This window comes from Corynebacterium sp. MSK039 (assembly GCF_030232315.1).
Classification (GTDB): Bacteria; Actinomycetota; Actinomycetes; order Mycobacteriales; family Mycobacteriaceae; genus Corynebacterium.
In genome coordinates, this window is the sequence record NZ_JASPJL010000011.1 from 39,322 (window position 1) to 58,226 (window position 18,905).

An 18,905-nucleotide genomic window follows, 5' to 3' on the forward strand; every position below is an offset into this window, starting at 1 on the left:
CACCCAGCTCGTGTGGCATAGGGACTGACCCGCTGCATGATCTAGACTGTGTGCCATGAATCCTCAGAATGACACGTCCACCACGGCCGGAAAGATCGCGGACCTCCAGGATCGCCTGGCGAAATCCCGCCAACCTGCCGGGGAGGACGCGGTGCGGGCGGTCCACAGCGCCGGTCGACTCACTGCCCGCGAACGGGTGGAAGCGCTACTGGATGATGGCAGCTTCGTGGAGATCGATGCTCTGGCCCGGCACCGCTCCAAGGCCTTCGACCTGGAGAAGGAGCGCCCGCTGACCGATGGCGTGGTCACCGGCCACGGCACCATCGACGGCCGCCCGGTCTGTGTCTTCTCGCAGGATGCGACCCTCTTTGAGGGCAAGATCGGCGAGACCACCGGCGCGAAGATTATTAAGGTGCTGGAGCTGGCGCTGAAGTCCGGCACCCCGGTGATCGGTTTCTACGAGGGTGCGGGCGCCCGTCTCAAGGAGGGCATCATCGCCCTGGACATGTACTCCCGCATCCTGCGCCTGCAGACCCAGGCCTCCGGCGTGATCCCGCAGATCGCGGTCGTCGCCGGCGAGTGCCGTGGCGTGCAGGTGCACGGGATCGCGATGTCCGACGTCGTCATCTCCATCGACGGGCAGGGTTCCCTGTCTATGGACGCCAACCCCGGCGGGGTGGTCGAGGCGCAGGAGACTGGTACCGCCCACATCGTGGTCCCCGACGAGTCCGCCGCACAGGACACGGTGGCCGACGTTCTGACCTACCTGCCCTCCAATAACCGGGCGATCGCACCGGCCACGGAGCCTGTAAACACCGAGCTGGCGAACCGCCGCGCCGAGGAGGGTGCCGACGCTGCCGCGCTGGTCCACGAGATCAACCACCTGATCCCGGACTCCGGGTCCGAAACCTACGACGTCCGCGATGTGCTGGCCGCAGTCCTGGACGAGGACAGCCTGCTGGAGCTGAGCCTGGGCTTCGCGCCGAACATCATCACCGGCTTCGCCCGCCTTGAAGGTCGCGCAGTCGGCGTGATCGCCAACCAGCCCACCGTCAAGGCGGGTGGCATCGACATCGACTCCGCGGAGAAGGTCAGCTACTTCATTCAGCTCTGCGACGCGTTCAACGTGCCCCTGGTCTCTTTCGTCGACGCCCCGGGCTTCCTGCCGGAGGAGGCGGACGCGCCCGTGATCCGCCGCACCGCGAAGCTCTTCCACACCACGGCTGTGGCATCGGTCGGCAAGATCACGGTGATCACCCGCAAGGCCACCGGCGCCGCCTACCTGGCCCTGGCTGCGAAGCGGATGGGCACGGACCTGGTCTTCGCGTGGCCGACCGCGGAGGTTGCGGTGGCGGATGCTGATACCTTCGCCGCCGAGATCGGCGCGGACGAGGCGACCGCCCAGGATCCCTACGAGGCTGCCGCAAGCGGGCTGGTCGATGCGGTACTGCCGCCGAGCGAGACCCGCCAGAAGCTGGTGGAGGGCCTCGCCCTGCTGGAGCGCAAGGTTGAGGACGGCTACCCGCGCAAGCACAGCATCGTCACCTTCTAGCGCCCCGCTGCCCACCGAGCCCCCGCCAAGCACACGTTTGGAGCATCAATGAGCAGAAAGTTTTCCCGCGCCCGCCGCAAGACACAGCCAACAGAGCTCACCAGCGCACGGCTGACCCACCGCACCGGTGCCGCGTCGGTTGAGAAGGAGGCGCTACAAGCGGAGCCACAGGCCGCCGTCGAGGTGGTGAAGGGCAATCCCACGCCCGTCCAGCGCCAGGCCCTCGAACAGCTGGTGGGCGAGCTCACCGAGCAGGCCGAAGAGCGCCGCCGCGCCAAGCCGAACACCCGCGGCTGGTATGGCTCCGCGGGCGAGCCCTTCCCCAACGCTCCGGAACCGAACCCGGCGGGCTTCCGCAGCCCGAATCTGCCGCAGGCCTAGCTGCCACGCATCGCGGCGGCGGCACACCGATACTTAACTCCCGTCCCTCTCAAGGAGCGAGACATGCCTGATTCGCAGGCCACCCCACGCATCGTGCTGGCCTCCTCCTCCCCCTCCCGGCTCTCCATCCTGCGCAGCGCCGGGGTGGAGCCGGTCGTCCAGGTCTCCGGTGTGGACGAGGACGCCGCGATGCAGCGTTTGATCGACGAGGCCGCGAGCCAGGGGCGCACCCCCACCCCCGCCGAGAAGGTCTGTCACCTAGCCAAGGCGAAGGCGAACGCGGTCCTGGAGGACGGCCTCCAGCTGGGCGAGGGCGACGTCCTGATTGGTGGGGACAGTATGCTGCTGCTCGACGGGGAGCTGCAGGGAAAGCCGCACACCGCGGAGGAGACCGTGCGCCGCTGGCAGCAGCAACGGGGCAAACGGGCGGAGCTGATCACCGGGCACGCGATCTACCACGACGGGCACTGGTTCGAGGGTTCCTCGGCCACGAGTGTGTTCTTCGCGGATGCCAGCGATAAGGACATCGAGGCCTACGCCGCCTCCGGCGAGCCCTGGGGCTGCGCGGGCGCGTTCACGCTGGAGGCCCTCGGCGGCTGGTTCATCGACCGCATCGAGGGGGATCCTTCCAGCGTCATCGGGCTATCCCTGCCGCTGGTGCGCCAGGCGCTGGAGCACTTCGGGCTCAGCGTCTCGGATTTCTGGAACCGCTAGCCCCGGCCAGGGCGGCTGATACGGTCATCGCCCCGGCGCGCCACCGGCATCACCTTCGGGGGCTAGCCGGGTTCCCAGCGTCGCGGTGTGCCCTGCCTATCACCCTCGCTCGGCGATCGGCACGACCTTCCGCTGCTCGGGCCCGTTGTAGGCCGACAGCGGGCGGATCAGCGAATTGTTTTCATACTGCTCCACGATGTGTGCCGTCCACCCCGCCACGCGGGCGATGACGAATAGTGGCGTGAAGAAGTCCACCGGGAAGCCCAGCAGGTAATAGGCGGGGCCGGCCGGGAAGTCGAGATTCGGCTTGATCCCGGTGCGCTTGTCCATTGCCGCGGCGAGGTTCTCGTACATCACCACCCACTTGGCCCCGTCGTGGCGCTCGGCCAGCGCGCGGAAGGACTGTTCCATGCTCGGCACGCGGCTATCGCCGTTCTTGTAGACGCGGTGGCCGAAGCCCATGATGAGCTCCTTGTTATCGAGGGTCGTGTTCACCCACTCCTCCGCCTTCGCCGGGTCGTCGACCTCCAGCATGGTGTGCATGACGAACTCATTGGCACCGCCGTGCAGTGGCCCCTTCAGTGCGCCGATCGCGCCGGTGATCGCGGAGTACACATCCGAGCGGGTCGAGGTGATGACGCGGCTGGTGAAGGTGGAGGCGTTGAAGGAGTGCTCGGCGTAGAGGATGAGCGACTTCTCGAAGTCCCGCACGTCCTCGGGGTTGCTCGCCGGCGAGTCCGGCCCGTTGCCGAAGACCATGGCCAGCAGGTTTTCCGCCACCCCCTTCTCCGGGTCCGGGGCGACGATGTCCTCGCCCTTTCGGCGGCGAATGTCCATGGCCATGGCCATCGGCAGCTGGGCCAGCAGGTTGTGGCCGACGTGGGTGATGTGCTCCCGGTCTGGGGTGAAGTGCTCGGGATCCTTGGTCCCCATGTAGCTCACCGCGGTGCGCATGACGTCCATGGGGTGGCAGTCGGTGGGCAGGGAGTGGATCAGCGAGATCAGCCCGGCATCGAGCTTGCGGTAGGAGCGGCCTGCTTTGTTGAACTCGGTCAGCTGTTCTTCGGTGGGCAGTTCGCCGTTCCACAGGAGGTAGAACACCTCCTCAAAACTGCAGTTGTCGACGAGGTCTTGGACGGCGTAGCCGCGGTAGGTCAGCGAGTTCGTCTCCGGCATGACCTTCGAGACGCTGGTGTAGTCGGCGACCACCCCGTAGAGCCCCTTGCGGACCTCCGGCTGCTCGGCTGCGTTGTTCTGGGCGTTGGCGTTTTGCGTGTTCGTGCTCATGGTGGAAGCTCCTTTGCTCCTCGTTGCTGTGGCTCAGGTGGTGCTCTTGGGCTTTAGTGCTTGCGGCTCGGGCGCTGCGTGGAATCGGTTGCTGTTGGTCTTCGGGCCCCTCCGCGCCCGTCCTCCGCGCCCGTCGAGGTTCCGCTGCGCGCTAGAAGATGCCCCGCGGGATCTGCGGCGCGCGAGCCAGGGTGTCCGCTGAGAATCGGATGTTGAGCTCCCCGAATTCCGCAGCACTCATCGCCGGCAGGTTTTCGGCTGCGTCCAGGAAGCGGTTCTGCTCCGCCTCGTCGATGACGCCCTCCGCCAGGGTCCGGAACTTTTCGACGTAGTTGGCGCGTTCGAAGGGACGCTCGCCCAACGGGTGCGCGTCGGCGACGGCGAGTTCGTCCTCAATGACGGTGCCGTCCTTCAGCGTGATCACCGCGCGTGCCCCGAAGGCCTTCTCCGCGGGGTCCTCGGAGTGGTAGCGGCGGGTCCACTCCGGATCCTCCACCGTGGAGATCTTCCGCCACAGCTCGATGGTCTCCGGCCGCTGCGCCCGTTCTGGGGCGTAGCTGTGCTCGTGGTGCCACGTACCGTCCTCGAGGGCCACGGCGAAGATGTACATCACCGAGTGGTCGAGGGTCTCGCGCGAGGCGTGCGGGTCGAACTTCTGCGGGTCTCCGGAGCCGGTGCCGATGACGTAGTGCGTGTGGTGGCTGGTGTGCAGCACGATGGATTCGATCTGGCTCAGATCACCGACCTGATCGCGCATGCGCCGGGCCAGGTCGATGGGTGCCTGGGACTGATACTCGGCGGAGTGCTCCTTGGTATAGGTGTCCATGATCCCGCGCTTGGGCTCCCCCGGCTCCGGCAGCGGAACCGTGTACTCGCCCTCCGGCCCGTCCAGGAGCCAGGCGATCACGCCGTCCTCGCCCTCCCAGATCGGGGCGGGCGCCCCCTCCCCGCGCAGTGCACGGTCGACGGCCTCGATACCCATCTTCCCGGCGAAGGCTGGGGCGTGGGCCTTCCAGCTGGAGATCTCTCCCTTTCGGGACTGGCGGGTCGCGGTCGTGGTGTGCAGCGCCTGGCCGATGGCCTGGTAGATCTGCTCCGGATCCAGCGACAGCAGGGTACCCAGGCCCGCAGCCACACCCGGGCCCAGGTGGGCCACGTGGTCGATCTTGTGTTTATGCAGGCAGATCCCCTTCACGAGGTTGACCTGGGTCTCGTAGGCGGTGGTTATCCCCCGGACCACGTCCTTGCCGGTCAGCCCCAGGTCCGCACCGCGGTGCTGGGCGACCGCGAGCACGGCGGGGATGTTATCCCCCGGGTGGGAGTAGTCCGCAGCCAGGAAGGTGTCATGGAAGTCCAGTTCTCGCACCGCCACCCCGTTGGCCCAGGCCGCCCACTCCGGGGAGACCCTGTCCGCCACGCCGAAGACGGTCGCGCCCTCCCCCTGTAGCGGACGGCCGACCGATAGGGCCTGGGCGCGGGCGGAGGACACCGGGCGGCGCAGCACCGAGGCCACCGCGACGGCCGCGTTGTCGATCACGCGATTGACGACCATCTCCTCGACGTCCTCGTCGACGGCGACGGGGTCGGCGGCCATCGTCGCAATCTTCCACGCCAGATGTTCCTCCCTGGGGAACTCCTCGGCAGACTTTCGGGTACGGACAACGTGGTTTTCCACTATGAGCCTCCTCACAACTCCTTAGCTTGGCGAAAATAATAGACTGCACAGCAGACACGCGAAGCACTTTCTCTAAAGCCAGCGAGTGAGAGAATTCATAGTTGGCTTGTGAGAGCACGTCAGCCCCACCCCAGTTCAGTAGAGCTTGAGCGAAACACCGCGTGCCAGGTAACAATTCGGAAACGAATAGCGGTAGGGTGATGAGTTCAAAGAGGACCCACATTGGAGGAGTTAACGTCGTGACGGCCAAGACGGATCAGGTGTCGAGCGCGCCAGCTCAAGATGCTGCTGCGACGGCCAGCTCCGAGGGCATCACCCCCATCAAGAAGGTGATGATCGCCAACCGCGGCGAAATCGCGATCCGCATCATCCGCGCCGCACAGGACGAGGGCATCGCCTCCGTCGCGGTCTACGCCGAGCCGGATGCCGATGCCCCGTACGTCCGCATGGCCGACGAGGCCTTCGCGCTGGGCGGGCAGACCTCCGCCGAGAGCTACCTGAACATCGACAAGCTGATCGCCGCGGCCAGGGAGTCCGGCGCCGATGCCATCCACCCCGGCTACGGCTTCCTCGCAGAGAACGCGGACTTCGCCCGCGCCGTCATCGACGCTGGCCTGAACTGGATCGGCCCGCCGCCGGAGGCCATCGACCGCCTCGGCGACAAGGTCACCGCACGCCAGATCGCCGCGATGGTCGATGCTCCCATGACACCGGGAACGAAGCACCCCGTTTCCAGCGCCGCCGAGGTCGAGGAGTTCGCCAAGGAACACGGCCTCCCGGTTGCGGTGAAGGCCTCCTTCGGTGGCGGTGGCCGCGGCATGAAGGTCGCCTACACGATGGAGGAGATCCCGGATCTCTTCGACTCCGCCACCCGCGAGGCCATCGCAGCCTTCGGCCGCGGCGAGTGCTTCGTCGAGCGCTACCTCGACCGCGCCCGCCACGTGGAGGCGCAGGTCATGGCAGATAAGCACGGCAACGTCCTGGTCGCCTCCACCCGCGACTGTTCTACACAGCGCCGATTCCAGAAACTCATCGAGGAAGCTCCAGCCCCGTTCCTGACCGCCGAGCAGAACCGCCGGATCTACGAGTCCGCCGAGGAGATCTGCCGCGCCGCGGGTTACCAGGGCGCGGGCACCGTGGAGTACCTGGTTGGTTCCGACGGCCTGGTCAGCTTCCTGGAGGTCAATACCCGCCTGCAGGTCGAGCACCCCGTCACCGAGGAGATCACCGGCTGGGACCTGGTGCGCGAGCAGTTCCGCATCGCAGAAGGCCGCCCACTGTCCCGGACCAGCCGCCCGACGCTGCGTGGCCACGCCATCGAGTTCCGCATCAACGGCGAGGACGCGGCCAATAACTTCATGCCGAACCCAGGCATGATCACCGCCTACCGCGAGCCGTCCGGCCCGGGCGTGCGCATGGACTCCGGAATCGAGGAAGGCGCCGTCATCGGCGGTCAGTTCGACTCCATGCTGGCCAAGCTCATCGTGTGGGGCGAGAACCGCGAGCAGGCCATTGCCCGCTCGAAGCGTGCACTGCGGGAGTTCCAGGTTGCTGGACTGCCGACGGTCATCCCTTTCTTCCAGCAGATGCTGAACAACCCGGACTTCACCGCGGAGGATGGCTTCAAGGTCTACACCCGCTGGATCGAAGAGGAGTGGGACGGCTCCCTGCCCGAGTCGACGAAGGACGCATCCGCAGCGGCGGGCGGCGAGGAGAAGCTGCCCCGCCAGCGCGTCACCGTCGAGGTGGAGGGCCGCCGCGTGGAGATCACCGTCCCGGGCGAGCTGATGGCTGCCGGAGGCCGCACGAAGCGGGCCCCGCGCCGTCGCGCCGCCGCCGGCGAGGCCGCTATCACCGGCGATACCGTGGCCGCACCGATGCAGGGCACGATCGTGAAGATCGAGGTCTCGGAGGGCCAGCGGGTCGCCGAGGGCGACACTCTGCTGGTGCTGGAGGCTATGAAGATGGAAAACGCCCTGCAGGCACACAAGTCGGGCGTGGTCACCGGGCTCGCTATCGCCCCGGGCGATAGCGTGACGAAGAACCAGGCTCTCTTCGAGATTCTCGACGACTAGCCCCGCTGACTCCGCCCCCTTCTGCCCTGCCGCTCCCGGCACCTCCGACAGAGTTCGCCAGGCGACACAGGGCGCGAGAGCGAGGGTGGCCTACCCACCGGCACCGGGGTCTGTTTAGAATGGATTGGTAGATCTGGTCCACGCCAGGGGTCACCCATGCCCCAGTGATGAGGCCTGGCCTACGCCCCGGGGGCGGCGCTTCTGGCTGCGAACGTGGCTTTGAGTTCGCGGCGTGGTTCGCTTGTTCCCGGTGCCCACCCTGTTTTGCGGAGTTTCAAAAACTATGACCGATAACCACCTCGACCCCACGGACCAACCGGATCTGGTGACCGACACGTCCACCGAGGCAGAAGAGCGCGACCGCGGCACGCAACGGGTCTCCCCCAAGCTGCTGGGAATCATCGGTGCCGTCTTCCTGGTCATCGGCGCGATCACGTGGATCGTCAGCCTCTCCTCCATCAAGGGCTTCTCCGAGGATCACCCCACCGCGGTGAAGGCGGACACCTCCTACTACCTGCTCGCCGATGAGGACGCCCTCGAGGCCACCGCCTGCGGCTTCTTCGGTCCAGGCAGCAAGCCCATCCACGACAAGGTCAAGGACCTGGAGGATCTCACCGACGAGGACGTCAAGATCAAGGACGTCTCCCTGCCATTCACCAAGGTCAAGGGTGTCTATGCCCGGGTGGAGTTCACCGAGAACATCCAGGGCGCGCACATCGCGTGCAACGAGGGGAAGAACTACATCTCCGCCAAGTCCGGCGGCTCGCTGAATACCCTGCGCTGGATCTCGATGATCGGCGTGGGCAGCGGTATCGCACTGCTCGTCGTGTCCGCAGTTCTCCGCGGTCGGGAAAACCGCTAGGCCCCGCAGCCGCACACGATGGACGCCTTCGCGAATCAGTTTTCCAACCAGGTCGCCGAGCAATACGCCCGCCTAACCAACTCCCGTCGGGGATTCGTCCTCTCCATCGACCAGGGGACGACCTCCACGCGCTGCATCATTTTCGACGGTCGCGGGGACATCGTGAGCCGCAGCCAGCTGCCACACGAGCAGATCTTCCCGCATCCGGGCTGGGTGGAGCACGATCCGGAGGAGATCCGGCTCAACATCCGTCGCGTCATGGCCGACGCCGCTGCCTCCGAGGACATCACCCCGGACGAGATCGCGGCCGTCGGCATCACCAATCAGCGTGAAACCACGGTGATCTGGGACCGGGCCACCGGCGAGCCGATCTACAACGCGATCGTCTGGCAGGACACCCGCACCTCCGACCTCGTCGACGCGCTCACCGACGAGGAGCGGGAGCTCATCCAAGAGCGCACCGGCCTGCCGCCGTCGACGTACTTCGCCGCGTCGAAGATCCGCTGGATCCTGGACCATGTGGACGGCGCCCGCGAGCGTGCGGAGCGCGGCGAATTGGCCTTCGGCACGATCGACACCTGGGTGATCTGGGAGCTGACCCGTTCCTCCCGCTCCCGTTCCGGTCGCCGTTCCGGGGCCAAGGCAGGACGCCAGCGCGCCAAGCACGTCACCGACGTCACGAACGCCTCCCGCACCATGCTGATGGACCTTTCCACCCAGCAGTGGGACGAGGAACTCTGCAAGATCTGGGACATCCCGATGTCCCTGCTGCCGGAGATCGTCGCCTCCAGCGAGGTCATCGGCCGGGTGCGCCGCTCCGGCCCGGTGCAGGGCGTGCCGATCGCTGGCATCCTCGGCGATCAGCAGGCCGCTGCCTTTGGGCAGGCCTGCCTGGAACCGGGGGACGCGAAGTCCACCTATGGCACCGGCAGCTTCCTGCTGCTCAACACCGGTGACGAGCCCCAGCGCAGCAAGCACGGGCTGATCACCACCATCGCCTACCGGCTGGGGAATCAGCCCCCGAAGTACGCGCTGGAGGGTTCCATCGCCGTGACCGGCTCGCTGGTGCAGTGGCTCAGCGACTCCCTGGGCTTCTTCAACACCGCCGACGAGATCGAGCCCCTCGCCCGCTCCGTGGACGATAACGGTGGCTGCTACGTGGTCCCCGCCTTCTCCGGGCTGCTCGCGCCCCGCTGGCGGCCCGAGGCGCGCGGGGTGATCACGGGGCTCACCCGCTACGTCACCAAGGCCCACATCGCGCGCGCCGCCCTGGAGGCCACCGCCTTCCAGACCCGGGAGGTCGTCGAGGCGATGAACGCGGACTCCGGCGTCCCACTGACCAGCCTGAAGGCCGACGGCGGCATGGTGGAAAACGACCTGCTGATGCAGTTCCAGGCCGACCAGCTGGGCGTGAGCGTCACGATCCCGAAAATCACGGAGACCACCTGCCTGGGTGCGGCCTATGCCGCTGGACTTGCGGTGGGCTTCTTCCGGGATGAGGAGGAAATCCGGCGCCTGTGGCAGGAGGAGCACACCTTCACCCCACGGGCGTCCGAAGAAGAGCGGGACGAGCTCTACCGCATGTGGAATAAGGCTGTGGAACGCACCTTCGACTGGGCCACGAAAGCGTAGGCTCGTTATATGACTTTTTCGAATGACCCGCAGAACCGGCCGGGGGAACACGGTTCGCGGCCCGATCCCCGCAGCGCTGTCCGCATCGGGAATAAGGAGCGCGAAGAGGCCATGGACCTGCTCTCGAAGCACCTCGAGGCGGGCCGGCTAGACATCTCAGAGTACGACGAACGCTGCCGCCACATCGCCAACGCCAGGGTGCATGGCGAGCTCTCGGAGGTTTTCCTGGATCTCCCCCGCATCCCACGCGGCGACCAGGCGCAGCCATCGCAGGTGGTTGCGGTGCCGGGTTATGGCAGGCAGGTGTATACCGCCGAGGAGGTCGCCGTGGCCTCCAAGCGGGGGCGCAATATCCGCGGCGGGATCATGGCACTCTCCGTGGTCAGCGCACTCATGCTGACCACCGTCTCGGATTGGTTCATGTGGATCATCCCCGTCATGGCGATCCTGCTGTACATGCTCAAGATTGGCCCGGAGTCGTGGTGCATGCCGACGAATCGGCAGCTCGAGCGCGAACAGCGCCACGCCGTTCGCCAGCTACGCCAGCAGCGCCGCCTCAACCGTTAAGACTGCCCCGTGGGTTGATGCTCCCCCGGCGTCCCGCGCCACTACCCCTCGCTGACTCCAGCCCAGTCGCGCCGTCTCTCCGGCGCGGAGCACAGCGCAGCGCTCCGCTTAGGGACGGAACTGGTCGATGACCCCGGCGAAGAGCCGGACACCAATACCCAGGGCGCGCTCGTCGAAGATGATATTCGGCCGGTGCAGATCCGGCTTCTCCCCCTCGCCGGTCCACGTTCCCAGGCGTGCCATCGAGCCCGGCACGTGCTCCAGGTACCAGGAGAAATCCTCCCCGCCGCTGGACTGCGGCGCCTCCACCAGGGAGTGCGGATCGACGTTGCGCACGGACTGCGCGAGCAGCGCGGTCGCGACGTCGTCGTTGGTCACCGGCGGCACGCCCTTCGTGTAGTGCAGCTCCGCAGTCGCGCCCGTCGGGGCGACGATCTCGTCCAGCAGCTCGCGGACGATCGCCTCGCTTTCGCGCCACACCCCGACCTCCGCGGTGCGGAAGGACCCAACGAGACGGACCTCCTCAGGGATCGCGTTGAAGGCCTGGCCGCCGTGGATCGAGCCGAAGGCGGCGACGGTGCCGCTACGTGGGTCCACCCGCCGGCTCAGCAGCTGCGGCAGCATCGTGACGACCAGGCCAGCGGCGTTGATGAGATCCGCGGTCAGGTGCGGGCGCGAGGTGTGGCCGCCGGGGCCGCGCAGGACGATCTCCATGACGTCCGTGGCCGAGGTGATCGCACCCACGCGCACACCAATCTGCCCGCAGCGCAGCTTCGGTTCGCAGTGCACCGCGAAGATCTGGTTCACCCCACGCAGGGCGTCGGCCGCGATGACGTCCTTGGCCCCACCGTCCAGAACCTCCTCGGCGGGCTGGAAGATGCCACGCACCCGCACACTCAGGGCGTCCTCGCCGTACTCCTCGACGTAGGCAGCCAGGGCGACCATGAGCCCCAGCAGGATGGTGGTATGCATGTCGTGGCCGCAGGCGTGCATGACGCCGGGCACGGTGGAGCTGAACTCGAGGCCGGTGGTTTCGGTGACCGGGAGGGCGTCGATGTCCCCGCGGAAGGCAATCATCGGTGCGGTGTCGGGCCCGATGTCGACGGTGGCTCCCTTGCAGGTCATCTCCTGCGGTGTAAGGCCGGCGTCGCGGAGGATCCCCATGATGAAGGCGGTGGTGCCGTCCTCCATGTGGGAGAGTTCCGGATTCCGGTGCAGGTGGCGCCGCCACTCGATCAGACGGTCCACGTTCTCGTTCAGCCACAGGGTGACGAACTGAGTGAGTTGGGCCGCCTCAGAGGTGGGTCCGCCGTGTTGCACTGCATGCCTCCCGGCTTAAAGCCAATAATTGTCGATGTCTGCTGATTGTGGCGCTTCAAGACCGAGTTGTCTAGTTACGCCGCATGAAACACCATTCTATATGCCCACCCCTGTGGCGCGTGACTTCGCGGTAGCCTTGGGCCATGTCTAGCCACAATGCGCAATCCTCGCCCGCTGCGTCGAATCCCGGGCAGGCCCCCTACGAGCTCGCGGAGCAGGCTGCCGCGGCGTTGCTGCAGAAGACTGGTTTTTCTGCTTTCGACGCCGCCATCGTCCTGGGTTCCGGTTGGCGACCAGCTGCGGACGTGGTCTGTGAGGCCGCGGAAAGCGACGTCCAGGAGTTCCCGATGTCCGATCTGCCGGGCTTCCTGCCGCCCACCGCAGAGGGCCACGGGGGCACCATTCGGGCGCTGCGCATCGGCGAGCGCAACGTGTTGATCCTGCTGGGTCGCACCCACGCCTACGAGGGCCACGAGCTGTGGCGGTGCGCGCACGCGGTGCGCACGGCTGCCGCTGCGGGGGTGAAGCAGGTCGTGCTGACCAACGCGGCCGGCGGGCTGACTGAGGGCATGTCTGTGGGCGAGCCGGTTCTGATCAGCGATCACATCAATTTCACGGCAAAGACCCCACTGGTGGGCGCGAACTTCGTGAACCTGGTGGATGCCTACTCCCCCGAGCTGCGCGAGAAGGTCAAGGCCCTGCGACCCGGCATCCGTGAGGCCGTGTACGCGATGATGCCGGGGCCGCAGTACGAGACCCCGGCGGAGATCCACATGCTGCGCACCTTCGGGGTGGGCCTGGTGGGTATGTCCACCGTCTACGAGACGATCGCTGCCCGGGAGGCTGGCGTGGACGTGCTCGGTATCTCGCTGGTGACGAACCTGGCGGCGGGGGTGACCGGTGAGGCTCTGAATCACGAGGAGGTGCTGGCCGCCGGCCAGGCCGCGGCTCAGGAGATGGGTTCCCTGCTCGCGAGCGTGATCCAGTCGTGAGCCCCTCCCCGCAGGAAATGAACCCAGCTCCGCAGGAAACGACTCCAGCCCCGCAGGACAATAGTTCCCAGCCAGGTCTGAGTTTCGGCACCGCGGGGCTGCGCGCCCCAGTGGGCGTGGGCCCGGATCGCATGAACGTCGCGACTGTCACCCGGGCGACCGCCGGGGTGGCCGATTGGTTGATCGCCCAACACGCAGACCGGACCGCAGCCGATATCGCCGTAGCGGTTGCCCACGACGCCCGCTACGGTTCCGAAATCTTTGCGCGAGCCACCGCCGAGGTGTTCGCGGCCAAGGGCTTCACCGTCACCTTGCTGGGTGGCAACAATCCCACCCCGGTGCTGGCCTGGCTGGTGCGCGACCGTGGCCTGGATGCCGGCGTGCAGATCACCGCCTCACACAACCCGAAGGGCGATAACGGCTACAAGTTGTACCTTTCTGGTGGCTCCCAGCTGGTCTCCCCCGCCGATCGCGAGATCGAGGCAGCCATCGCGGCCCAGCCGGCGGCCGAGGAGGTCGCCCGCTCCCGCAGCGTGCAGCTTGAACTCGGTGCATCCCAGGGCTACGAGTCCGCGATCGGCGCCCCGGTTGTTAGTAGCGAGAACGCGGTGCTCACCGCACGGCGAGCCCTGACCATCGCCTATACCCCGATGCATGGGGTCGGCGGGGACACGCTGGAGTCTGTACTGCAAGCCAATGGCTTCGCGGATATCCATGCGGTGGCAGCGCAGCGCTGGCCGGACCCGGAATTCCCGAGCGTGGATTTCCCCAACCCGGAGGAGCCCGGCGCGACCGACCTGCTGCTCGCACTGGGCAAGGAGGTCGGCGCGGACCTGCTGATCGCACTCGATCCGGATGCGGATCGCTGCATGCTTGGCGTGCCCACTGGTGGCGAGCCGGCCTACCGGATGCTGAGTGGCAACGAGGCCGGCCCGCTGCTGGCCCGCCGCGTGCTCTCTGGCGTGGCGGCAGACGCCGCTGCCCCGCCGGTGGTCGCGACGACCTACGTCTCCTCCCAACTGCTGGGTGTGATGGCCCAGGCCAGCGGGTGGGAGTACGTGGAGACGAAGACGGGCTTCAAGCACCTGGCGCGTGCGGCGGAAGGTCGCCCCGGGGAGTTGGCTTTCGCCTATGAGGAGGCCATCGGCACCTGCCCCACCCCCGGCATCGTCGCAGATAAGGACGGCATCGCCACCGCGTTGGTCGCGGCTGCGTGGGCGGCGGAGCTCGCCGCTGCGGGACGGAGCCTGGCAGACGAGCTGGCGGTCATCGAGCAGGAGTTCGGTTGCTTCCGCTCCAGCCAGCTGTCGATCCGCTTGGAGTCCATTGCGCAGGCCACGGACGTCATTAAAAAATTCGCGGCCGCACCGCCGGAAAACCTGGCGGGGGCCGCGATGAGCGCCGAACTGCTGGGTGACGAGGCCGCGGAGGGCCTGCGCCTGGTGGGCGACGCGGATGGTGTGTCGCTGCGGGTCGTCGCCCGGCCGAGCGGGACGGAGCCGAAGGCGAAGTTCTACCTGGAGGCCGTGGGCGAGGCCACGGACCGCAAGCAGGTGGAGGCTGCGCTAGCGGCTCTCGAGGTCGATATTCCGCGGGCCGTAGAGGCGGTCGCCGGCGTCGCCTAGGCCCGGATCGATGTAGGCGTTCTCGTCGAGCGCCGGGTCGATCGTGGCGGTGACGAGCTTTCGCACCGGCAGGCCAGAGTTAACCAGCTTGTCCACGCCCGGCTGGGCGGAGACCATGCACACGCAGGTGATGTCGTCCGCACCATGCTCGACGAGCAGCTCCACGGCGTTGAGCAGGGAGCCGCCGGTGGCGAGCATCGGGTCGACCAACATGACGGGCTGTCCGGAGAGGTCATCCGGCAGGGCCTCGAGGTATGGGACTGGCTCGTGGGTCTTCTCGTCGCGGGCCAGGCCGATGAAGCCCACCTGGGCGTCCGGGATCATCGAGAGTGCCGGGTCGATCATTCCGAGGCCGGCGCGGATGATGGGGACGATGATTGGCGGGTTCTTCAGCCGGTGCCCTTCGGCGGTGGAGACGGGGGTTTCCACGTCGAAGGATTCAGTCTCGAGGTCGTTGCTGGCCTCGTAGATCAGCATCGCACCGAGGTCCGCGAGGGCGTCGCGGAAGACCACGTTGTTGCTGCGGGCGTCGCGCATAATCGTCAGACGGGCGCGCACGAGAGGATGATTGACCACCTTGATGTCCATGACTCCAAATCTACGTTAAGCACCGGGCACGCGAGAAAATTGGCACGGGCGGGAACCAAATGACCGTCCCCGTTGTCTAATACCTCTGAGTTACTTCACGCACCGAGACGATTCAGGGAAGATTCAGGGGGAACAATGGTGCCTTTGACGAACGGTATTGGGGGACACAGTGGCGGCCAGGTGATCGCCGAGCAGGAGCGAATCCAATCAGCAGCGCAGGAGGCGCGGACGGTGGCAGAGCAGCTGGCTGCGACAGCCCCACCGCACACGCCACACGTGGAGCTGCCATTCCTGCCGGAGCTGGGGAGGTTCCTGGCCGCACTGCAGCAGGCCCGGGCTCGGCATCACGGGGCCACCGGGGAGTTGGCGAGGTTCTACCAGGGCGCTGCTGGTGCGCTGGATGAGTTCCGGGGGCGCGTGGACGAGCATGAGCAGGCAGCCCAGGCTGGCTTTGAAGCACTTGCGGGAGGTGTTCGGTGATGAGTGCACCTGTTTTGGCACCAGCTGGAGGGGACGTGATCGAGGACGTGGCCGGCTCCGTTCTTGGGGAGATGGCTGGCTCGGTGCTCGGCGGAGGTGGCTGTGTTCCGGATTTTCTGGGGCTCGTGGAACCCATCGCAGCCCTCATCCCACAGCCGCTGCAGCCTGGAGTGTCCGCGCTGTTGGGCTCCGGGGTCAGCGGGCTCGCCGGGGAGGTCATCCAGACAGTCGGGTCGGCTGTGCTCGGCGAGGCCGGTGGGGCGATGGCCGCCAAGTTCGCGCAAGGTTCGGCTGCGGTGGACCTCATTGAGGAAGTCCGCCAGGGGCTGGACGCGGTCGCTGGGCGCGGGCAGCAGGCCGTCCTGGCGGCGATCGAGGATGTCGGGGCAATCGCGATGGAAGCCCTGGCGGAGATCGGCGGTGCGATGAATCCGGTGCAGCTGCTCGGCCCGACTGCACCGGTGGCGCTGGCGGAGGCGCAGGCCATCGCATTGAAACACCTAAGCCGGGCGGAGGCCCGCGTGCAGGCGCTAGGCCAGGAGTTGCTGGGACTGGCGGAGGAGGCGACGACCACCGTGGTGCCGGCGGAGGCGATCCCGGAAGCACCCGCGCCGTCCGAAGGGGCGAGCGGACAGCCTCCCGCAGCAGCACACTCGGGTAGCGCCACAGGACCCGAAGCAGGTCATGGGGGCGCAGCTGCGGATTCCAGCGACGCCGTGGAATCTAGCGATGCTGTGGCGGGTGCCCCGACCGAGGCGGCTGCCAAGGCCGTGGCCGCGGCGAAGACGCAGCTGGGCACCCCGTACGTGTGGGGTGGCACCACACCGGGCCAGGGCTTCGACTGCTCCGGCTTCGTCCAGTGGGCCTACGGACAGGCCGGGGTGGAGCTTCCCCGCCTGGCCGATCAGCAGGCGGTGGGCCCGCAGATCCCGATGGACCAGGTGCAGCCCGGGGATCTAGCGGTGTGGGATGGTCACGTGGCGATGGTCATCGAAGACGGCCAGCTGATCGAGGCGGGCGACCCGGTGGGTATCAGCCCGATCCGCACAGAGAACATCGGCATGGGTTTCCACGGTTTCTACCGCCCCACCGGCTAGCCGGGGTTAGTCTGTGGGCACTGAAAAGGTTCACCGAGCCAGTTCGCACTGGACCGGTTTATCAAAGGGGGAATTCACAACATGGGTGGGGCTCATTCTTCCCGGAGCGTTCCGGGCTTGGCGCGGATCGTCACGCAGCCGGAGGAACAGGAATATCTTCAGGCGCAGTTCCTCGGCTCTCCCCCTGCGGTGGTGCCGAAGGTGCTCGACGCCCGGCTTCGCAATGTCGAGGCTATGAGTTCGGATCCGGCCGGGTAGAATCCGCAATCATGGCAGCTTCCAAACCGACAACGTTTAAACCAAACCAGCTCGTCACGCTGAAGATGGAGACCACCAGCGGCACCTGGTACACCGTCTGGGCCCCACTGTGGGTCGTCAGGGGCGAAAAGTGGCAGGCATTCCTGGGTAAGGACGACACGATCTCCGTGTTCTCCTCCCCCGCCGAACTCCACGCCCACGTTGTCGGCAGCAACGATCACGTCCTCGCCGAACACCCGAAGTGGCAGGAGTTCAAGGCGGACGCCGACACCCAGATGTCGGCGCAGAAGATCCAGGAGATCTCCCTGATCGAGGCTCCGAACCAGCTGGCCGGCCGGGCAAGCTACGAGAACGTCCGGGACGTCAGCCGCGCATACCGCCTGCTGCAGTCCATCGGCGGTGTCGCTGGCATCGAGTCGATCAACAAGTGGTTCGGCTCCTACTCCATGCTGCAGAACATCTACCGCGGCGCGGACCACTACTCCGGCCAAAACGGTGTCGAAGAATGGACCGCAATGGGCCGCATCGTGCTCGGCGCGTGGGCGGAGATGCTCGACGACCTCGAGGACGGCCTCACCGAGGTCGAGGTGGACGAGACGGCCGTCGCGGAGTCCCAGAAGCGCATCGACGCAGTAGACAAGGCTGCGGCCGATGCCAGCGCCGCCGCCGCGAAGAAGCGGGAGGACGCCGCCGCGGAGAAGGCCGCTGCTGGCAGCGCCGCAGATGAAAACGCCGACCCGTACGACAAGACGGTATGGGCGCAGGCCGGCATTGACCCGATCCGCATCTCCCTGAACGGCCAGCGGGTCTACACCCTGCGCTGCTACGTGGGTGGCAAGCCGGTGTTCCTGGGCCGCCACGGCCAGATCAATACTTTCCCCAACCCTCGCTCCCTGGTGCGCTGGCTCATCGACGCCCCGCAGCACGACCTCGAGGAGATGGAGACCTGGGGCGACATCGTCCAGGCCGCGAATGCCGGCGAGTTGGAGGTCACGGTTCACGACATGAACCAGTACACCTTCACCGGGCTGCGCGAAGACATCGCCAAGTCCGTGGACGCGGTGGATCCGAAGCAGCTGAGCCGCGCTTATGAGCTGCTGGCCGACGCCGCCGACTGGGCGGGCGACGACGCCGTGAACAAGGTTCTGGTCGGTTTCCCGCGCCTGCAGACTTACATCGCCTACGTCACGGGCTCGCCGTCGGGCACCACCCCGACCGCACCCTTCGACGAGGAGGTGCGCGGCTGGAAGCAGCTGGAGGAGGATCTCATCAAGCGCTTCAGCAAGTTCTAGCGTGAGCCGCTAGCTGCCTAAGGAAGCTGAAAAGGGCGCCTCCCGAAAGGATGATCTTTCGGGAGGCGCCCTTTGATGTTCTTCTAGGCCCGCAGCCCAGGCACTGTGCTGAGCCCCGCCCCGCGCCAGCAGCACCAGCCGTGCTCACCGGGGCGGGGTTTAATGAGACCTAGGAAATCCGCTAGTCCTGCGAGGCGTCTCCGCCACTGGCCTGGTCGCCGGGCGCTCCGGGCTGGTTGCCGTCGGCTGGGGCGCCCTGTTCATTGGAGGACGGATTCTGCGCCGGACCACCGTACTGCTGCCCCGGGTCCTGCTGAGGCTGACCATAACCCTGTGGCTCGCCCTGCCAGTTCCCCTGCTGTGGCTGGCCACCGTATTGCTGCGGCTGGGCCTGCCAATTGCCCTGCTGTGGCTGGCCACCGTACTGCTGACCCTGCCAGTTCCCCTGCTGTGGCTGGCCACCGTATTGCTGCGGCTGGGCCTGCCAATTGCCCTGCTGTGGCTGGCC

17 protein-coding genes and 1 pseudogene are annotated in these 18,905 nt (G+C 66.9%); 13 read left to right on the plus strand and 5 right to left on the minus strand.

Translation table 11 applies throughout. From position 1 onward, the window contains the following. The first annotated feature begins 55 nt into the window (after positions 1–55). From QP997_RS07865 to QP997_RS07875, 3 genes are all read left to right on the plus strand, one after another. Entirely contained in the window at positions 56–1,552 is a 1,497-nt protein-coding gene (locus QP997_RS07865; protein WP_284846780.1) for an acyl-CoA carboxylase subunit beta, read from the plus strand. 48 nt (positions 1,553–1,600) lie between these two features. After that, the gene (locus QP997_RS07870; protein ID WP_284846781.1) at positions 1,601–1,933 is read left to right on the plus strand and encodes a hypothetical protein; all 333 of its coding nucleotides are present in this window, start codon (positions 1,601–1,603) and stop codon (positions 1,931–1,933) included. Positions 1,934–1,996: 63 nt separating this feature from the next. Then, positions 1,997–2,647: a Maf family protein gene (locus tag QP997_RS07875; RefSeq protein ID WP_070759572.1), complete on the plus strand. Its 651-nt coding sequence runs from the start codon at positions 1,997–1,999 to the stop codon at positions 2,645–2,647. A gap of 99 nt (positions 2,648–2,746) precedes the next feature. Here QP997_RS07875 and QP997_RS07880 read toward each other — a convergent pair whose 3' ends face one another. Together QP997_RS07880 and prpD are read right to left on the minus strand one after the other, a co-directional pair. Then, complete coding sequence (locus tag QP997_RS07880) at positions 2,747–3,934, minus strand: bifunctional 2-methylcitrate synthase/citrate synthase (RefSeq protein WP_284846782.1); 1,188 nt, start codon at positions 3,932–3,934, stop codon at positions 2,747–2,749. A 151-nt stretch (positions 3,935–4,085) separates the two neighbouring features. Further along, positions 4,086–5,609, minus strand: a complete 1,524-nt coding sequence (prpD, locus tag QP997_RS07885; protein ID WP_284846783.1) for a 2-methylcitrate dehydratase PrpD — start codon at positions 5,607–5,609, stop codon at positions 4,086–4,088. Between the two features lie 332 nt (positions 5,610–5,941). Here prpD and QP997_RS07890 point away from each other — a divergent pair, with 332 nt between their 5' ends. The 4 genes from QP997_RS07890 to QP997_RS07905 all read left to right on the plus strand — a co-directional run bounded on the left by QP997_RS07890 (position 5,942) and on the right by QP997_RS07905 (position 10,745). Continuing rightward, positions 5,942–7,684, plus strand: a complete 1,743-nt coding sequence (locus QP997_RS07890) for an acetyl/propionyl/methylcrotonyl-CoA carboxylase subunit alpha (protein ID WP_284846792.1) — start codon at positions 5,942–5,944, stop codon at positions 7,682–7,684. Between the two features lie 283 nt (positions 7,685–7,967). After that, on the plus strand, positions 7,968–8,546 hold the full coding sequence (locus tag QP997_RS07895) for a hypothetical protein (protein ID WP_148813255.1): 579 nt from the start codon (positions 7,968–7,970) through the stop codon (positions 8,544–8,546). Between the two features lie 18 nt (positions 8,547–8,564). Then, positions 8,565–10,178: a glycerol kinase GlpK gene (gene glpK / locus QP997_RS07900; RefSeq protein ID WP_284846784.1), complete on the plus strand. Its 1,614-nt coding sequence runs from the start codon at positions 8,565–8,567 to the stop codon at positions 10,176–10,178. 9 nt (positions 10,179–10,187) lie between these two features. Continuing rightward, positions 10,188–10,745 carry a DUF1707 SHOCT-like domain-containing protein gene (locus tag QP997_RS07905; protein ID WP_284846785.1) on the plus strand — a complete coding sequence of 186 codons (558 nt, stop codon included), beginning with the start codon at positions 10,188–10,190 and terminating at the stop codon, positions 10,743–10,745. A gap of 108 nt (positions 10,746–10,853) precedes the next feature. Here the strand turns inward: QP997_RS07905 and QP997_RS07910 are convergent, their stop codons facing one another. Further along, a complete protein-coding gene (locus QP997_RS07910; protein WP_070759557.1) occupies positions 10,854–12,065 on the minus strand; it encodes an amidohydrolase in 1,212 nt (403 codons plus the stop codon). A gap of 143 nt (positions 12,066–12,208) precedes the next feature. Here QP997_RS07910 and QP997_RS07915 point away from each other — a divergent pair, with 143 nt between their 5' ends. Both QP997_RS07915 and QP997_RS07920 read left to right on the plus strand, forming a co-directional pair. Further along, the gene (locus QP997_RS07915; protein ID WP_284846786.1) at positions 12,209–13,057 is read left to right on the plus strand and encodes a purine-nucleoside phosphorylase; all 849 of its coding nucleotides are present in this window, start codon (positions 12,209–12,211) and stop codon (positions 13,055–13,057) included. Positions 13,058–13,074: 17 nt separating this feature from the next. Next, positions 13,075–14,682, plus strand: coding sequence for a phospho-sugar mutase (locus tag QP997_RS07920; protein ID WP_284846787.1), 1,608 nt, complete (start codon positions 13,075–13,077; stop codon positions 14,680–14,682). On the opposite strand, the gene upp is transcribed toward QP997_RS07920, so the two are convergent. Next, positions 14,623–15,270, minus strand: coding sequence for a uracil phosphoribosyltransferase (gene upp, locus QP997_RS07925; RefSeq protein WP_012359692.1), 648 nt, complete (start codon positions 15,268–15,270; stop codon positions 14,623–14,625). The two genes, QP997_RS07920 and upp, sit on opposite strands and share 60 nt — an antisense overlap. Positions 15,271–15,405: 135 nt before the next feature. Between upp and QP997_RS07930 the strand changes: the two genes are divergently transcribed. From QP997_RS07930 to QP997_RS07945, 4 genes are all read left to right on the plus strand, one after another. After that, on the plus strand, positions 15,406–15,750 hold the full coding sequence (locus tag QP997_RS07930; RefSeq protein WP_284846788.1) for a hypothetical protein: 345 nt from the start codon (positions 15,406–15,408) through the stop codon (positions 15,748–15,750). Continuing rightward, entirely contained in the window at positions 15,750–16,847 is a 1,098-nt protein-coding gene (locus QP997_RS07935; protein WP_284846789.1) for a C40 family peptidase, read from the plus strand. Before QP997_RS07930 ends, QP997_RS07935 begins: the two co-directional genes overlap by 1 nt. Positions 16,848–16,928: 81 nt before the next feature. Then, positions 16,929–17,105, plus strand: a complete 177-nt coding sequence (locus tag QP997_RS07940) for a hypothetical protein (protein WP_284780437.1) — start codon at positions 16,929–16,931, stop codon at positions 17,103–17,105. Positions 17,106–17,116: 11 nt separating this feature from the next. Further along, positions 17,117–18,397: a SatS C-terminal domain-containing protein gene (locus QP997_RS07945; RefSeq protein WP_284846790.1), complete on the plus strand. Its 1,281-nt coding sequence runs from the start codon at positions 17,117–17,119 to the stop codon at positions 18,395–18,397. Between the two features lie 181 nt (positions 18,398–18,578). Here the strand turns inward: QP997_RS07945 and QP997_RS07950 are convergent. Beyond that, positions 18,579–18,905: pseudogene (locus QP997_RS07950) on the minus strand (DUF4333 domain-containing protein); the annotation flags it as partial.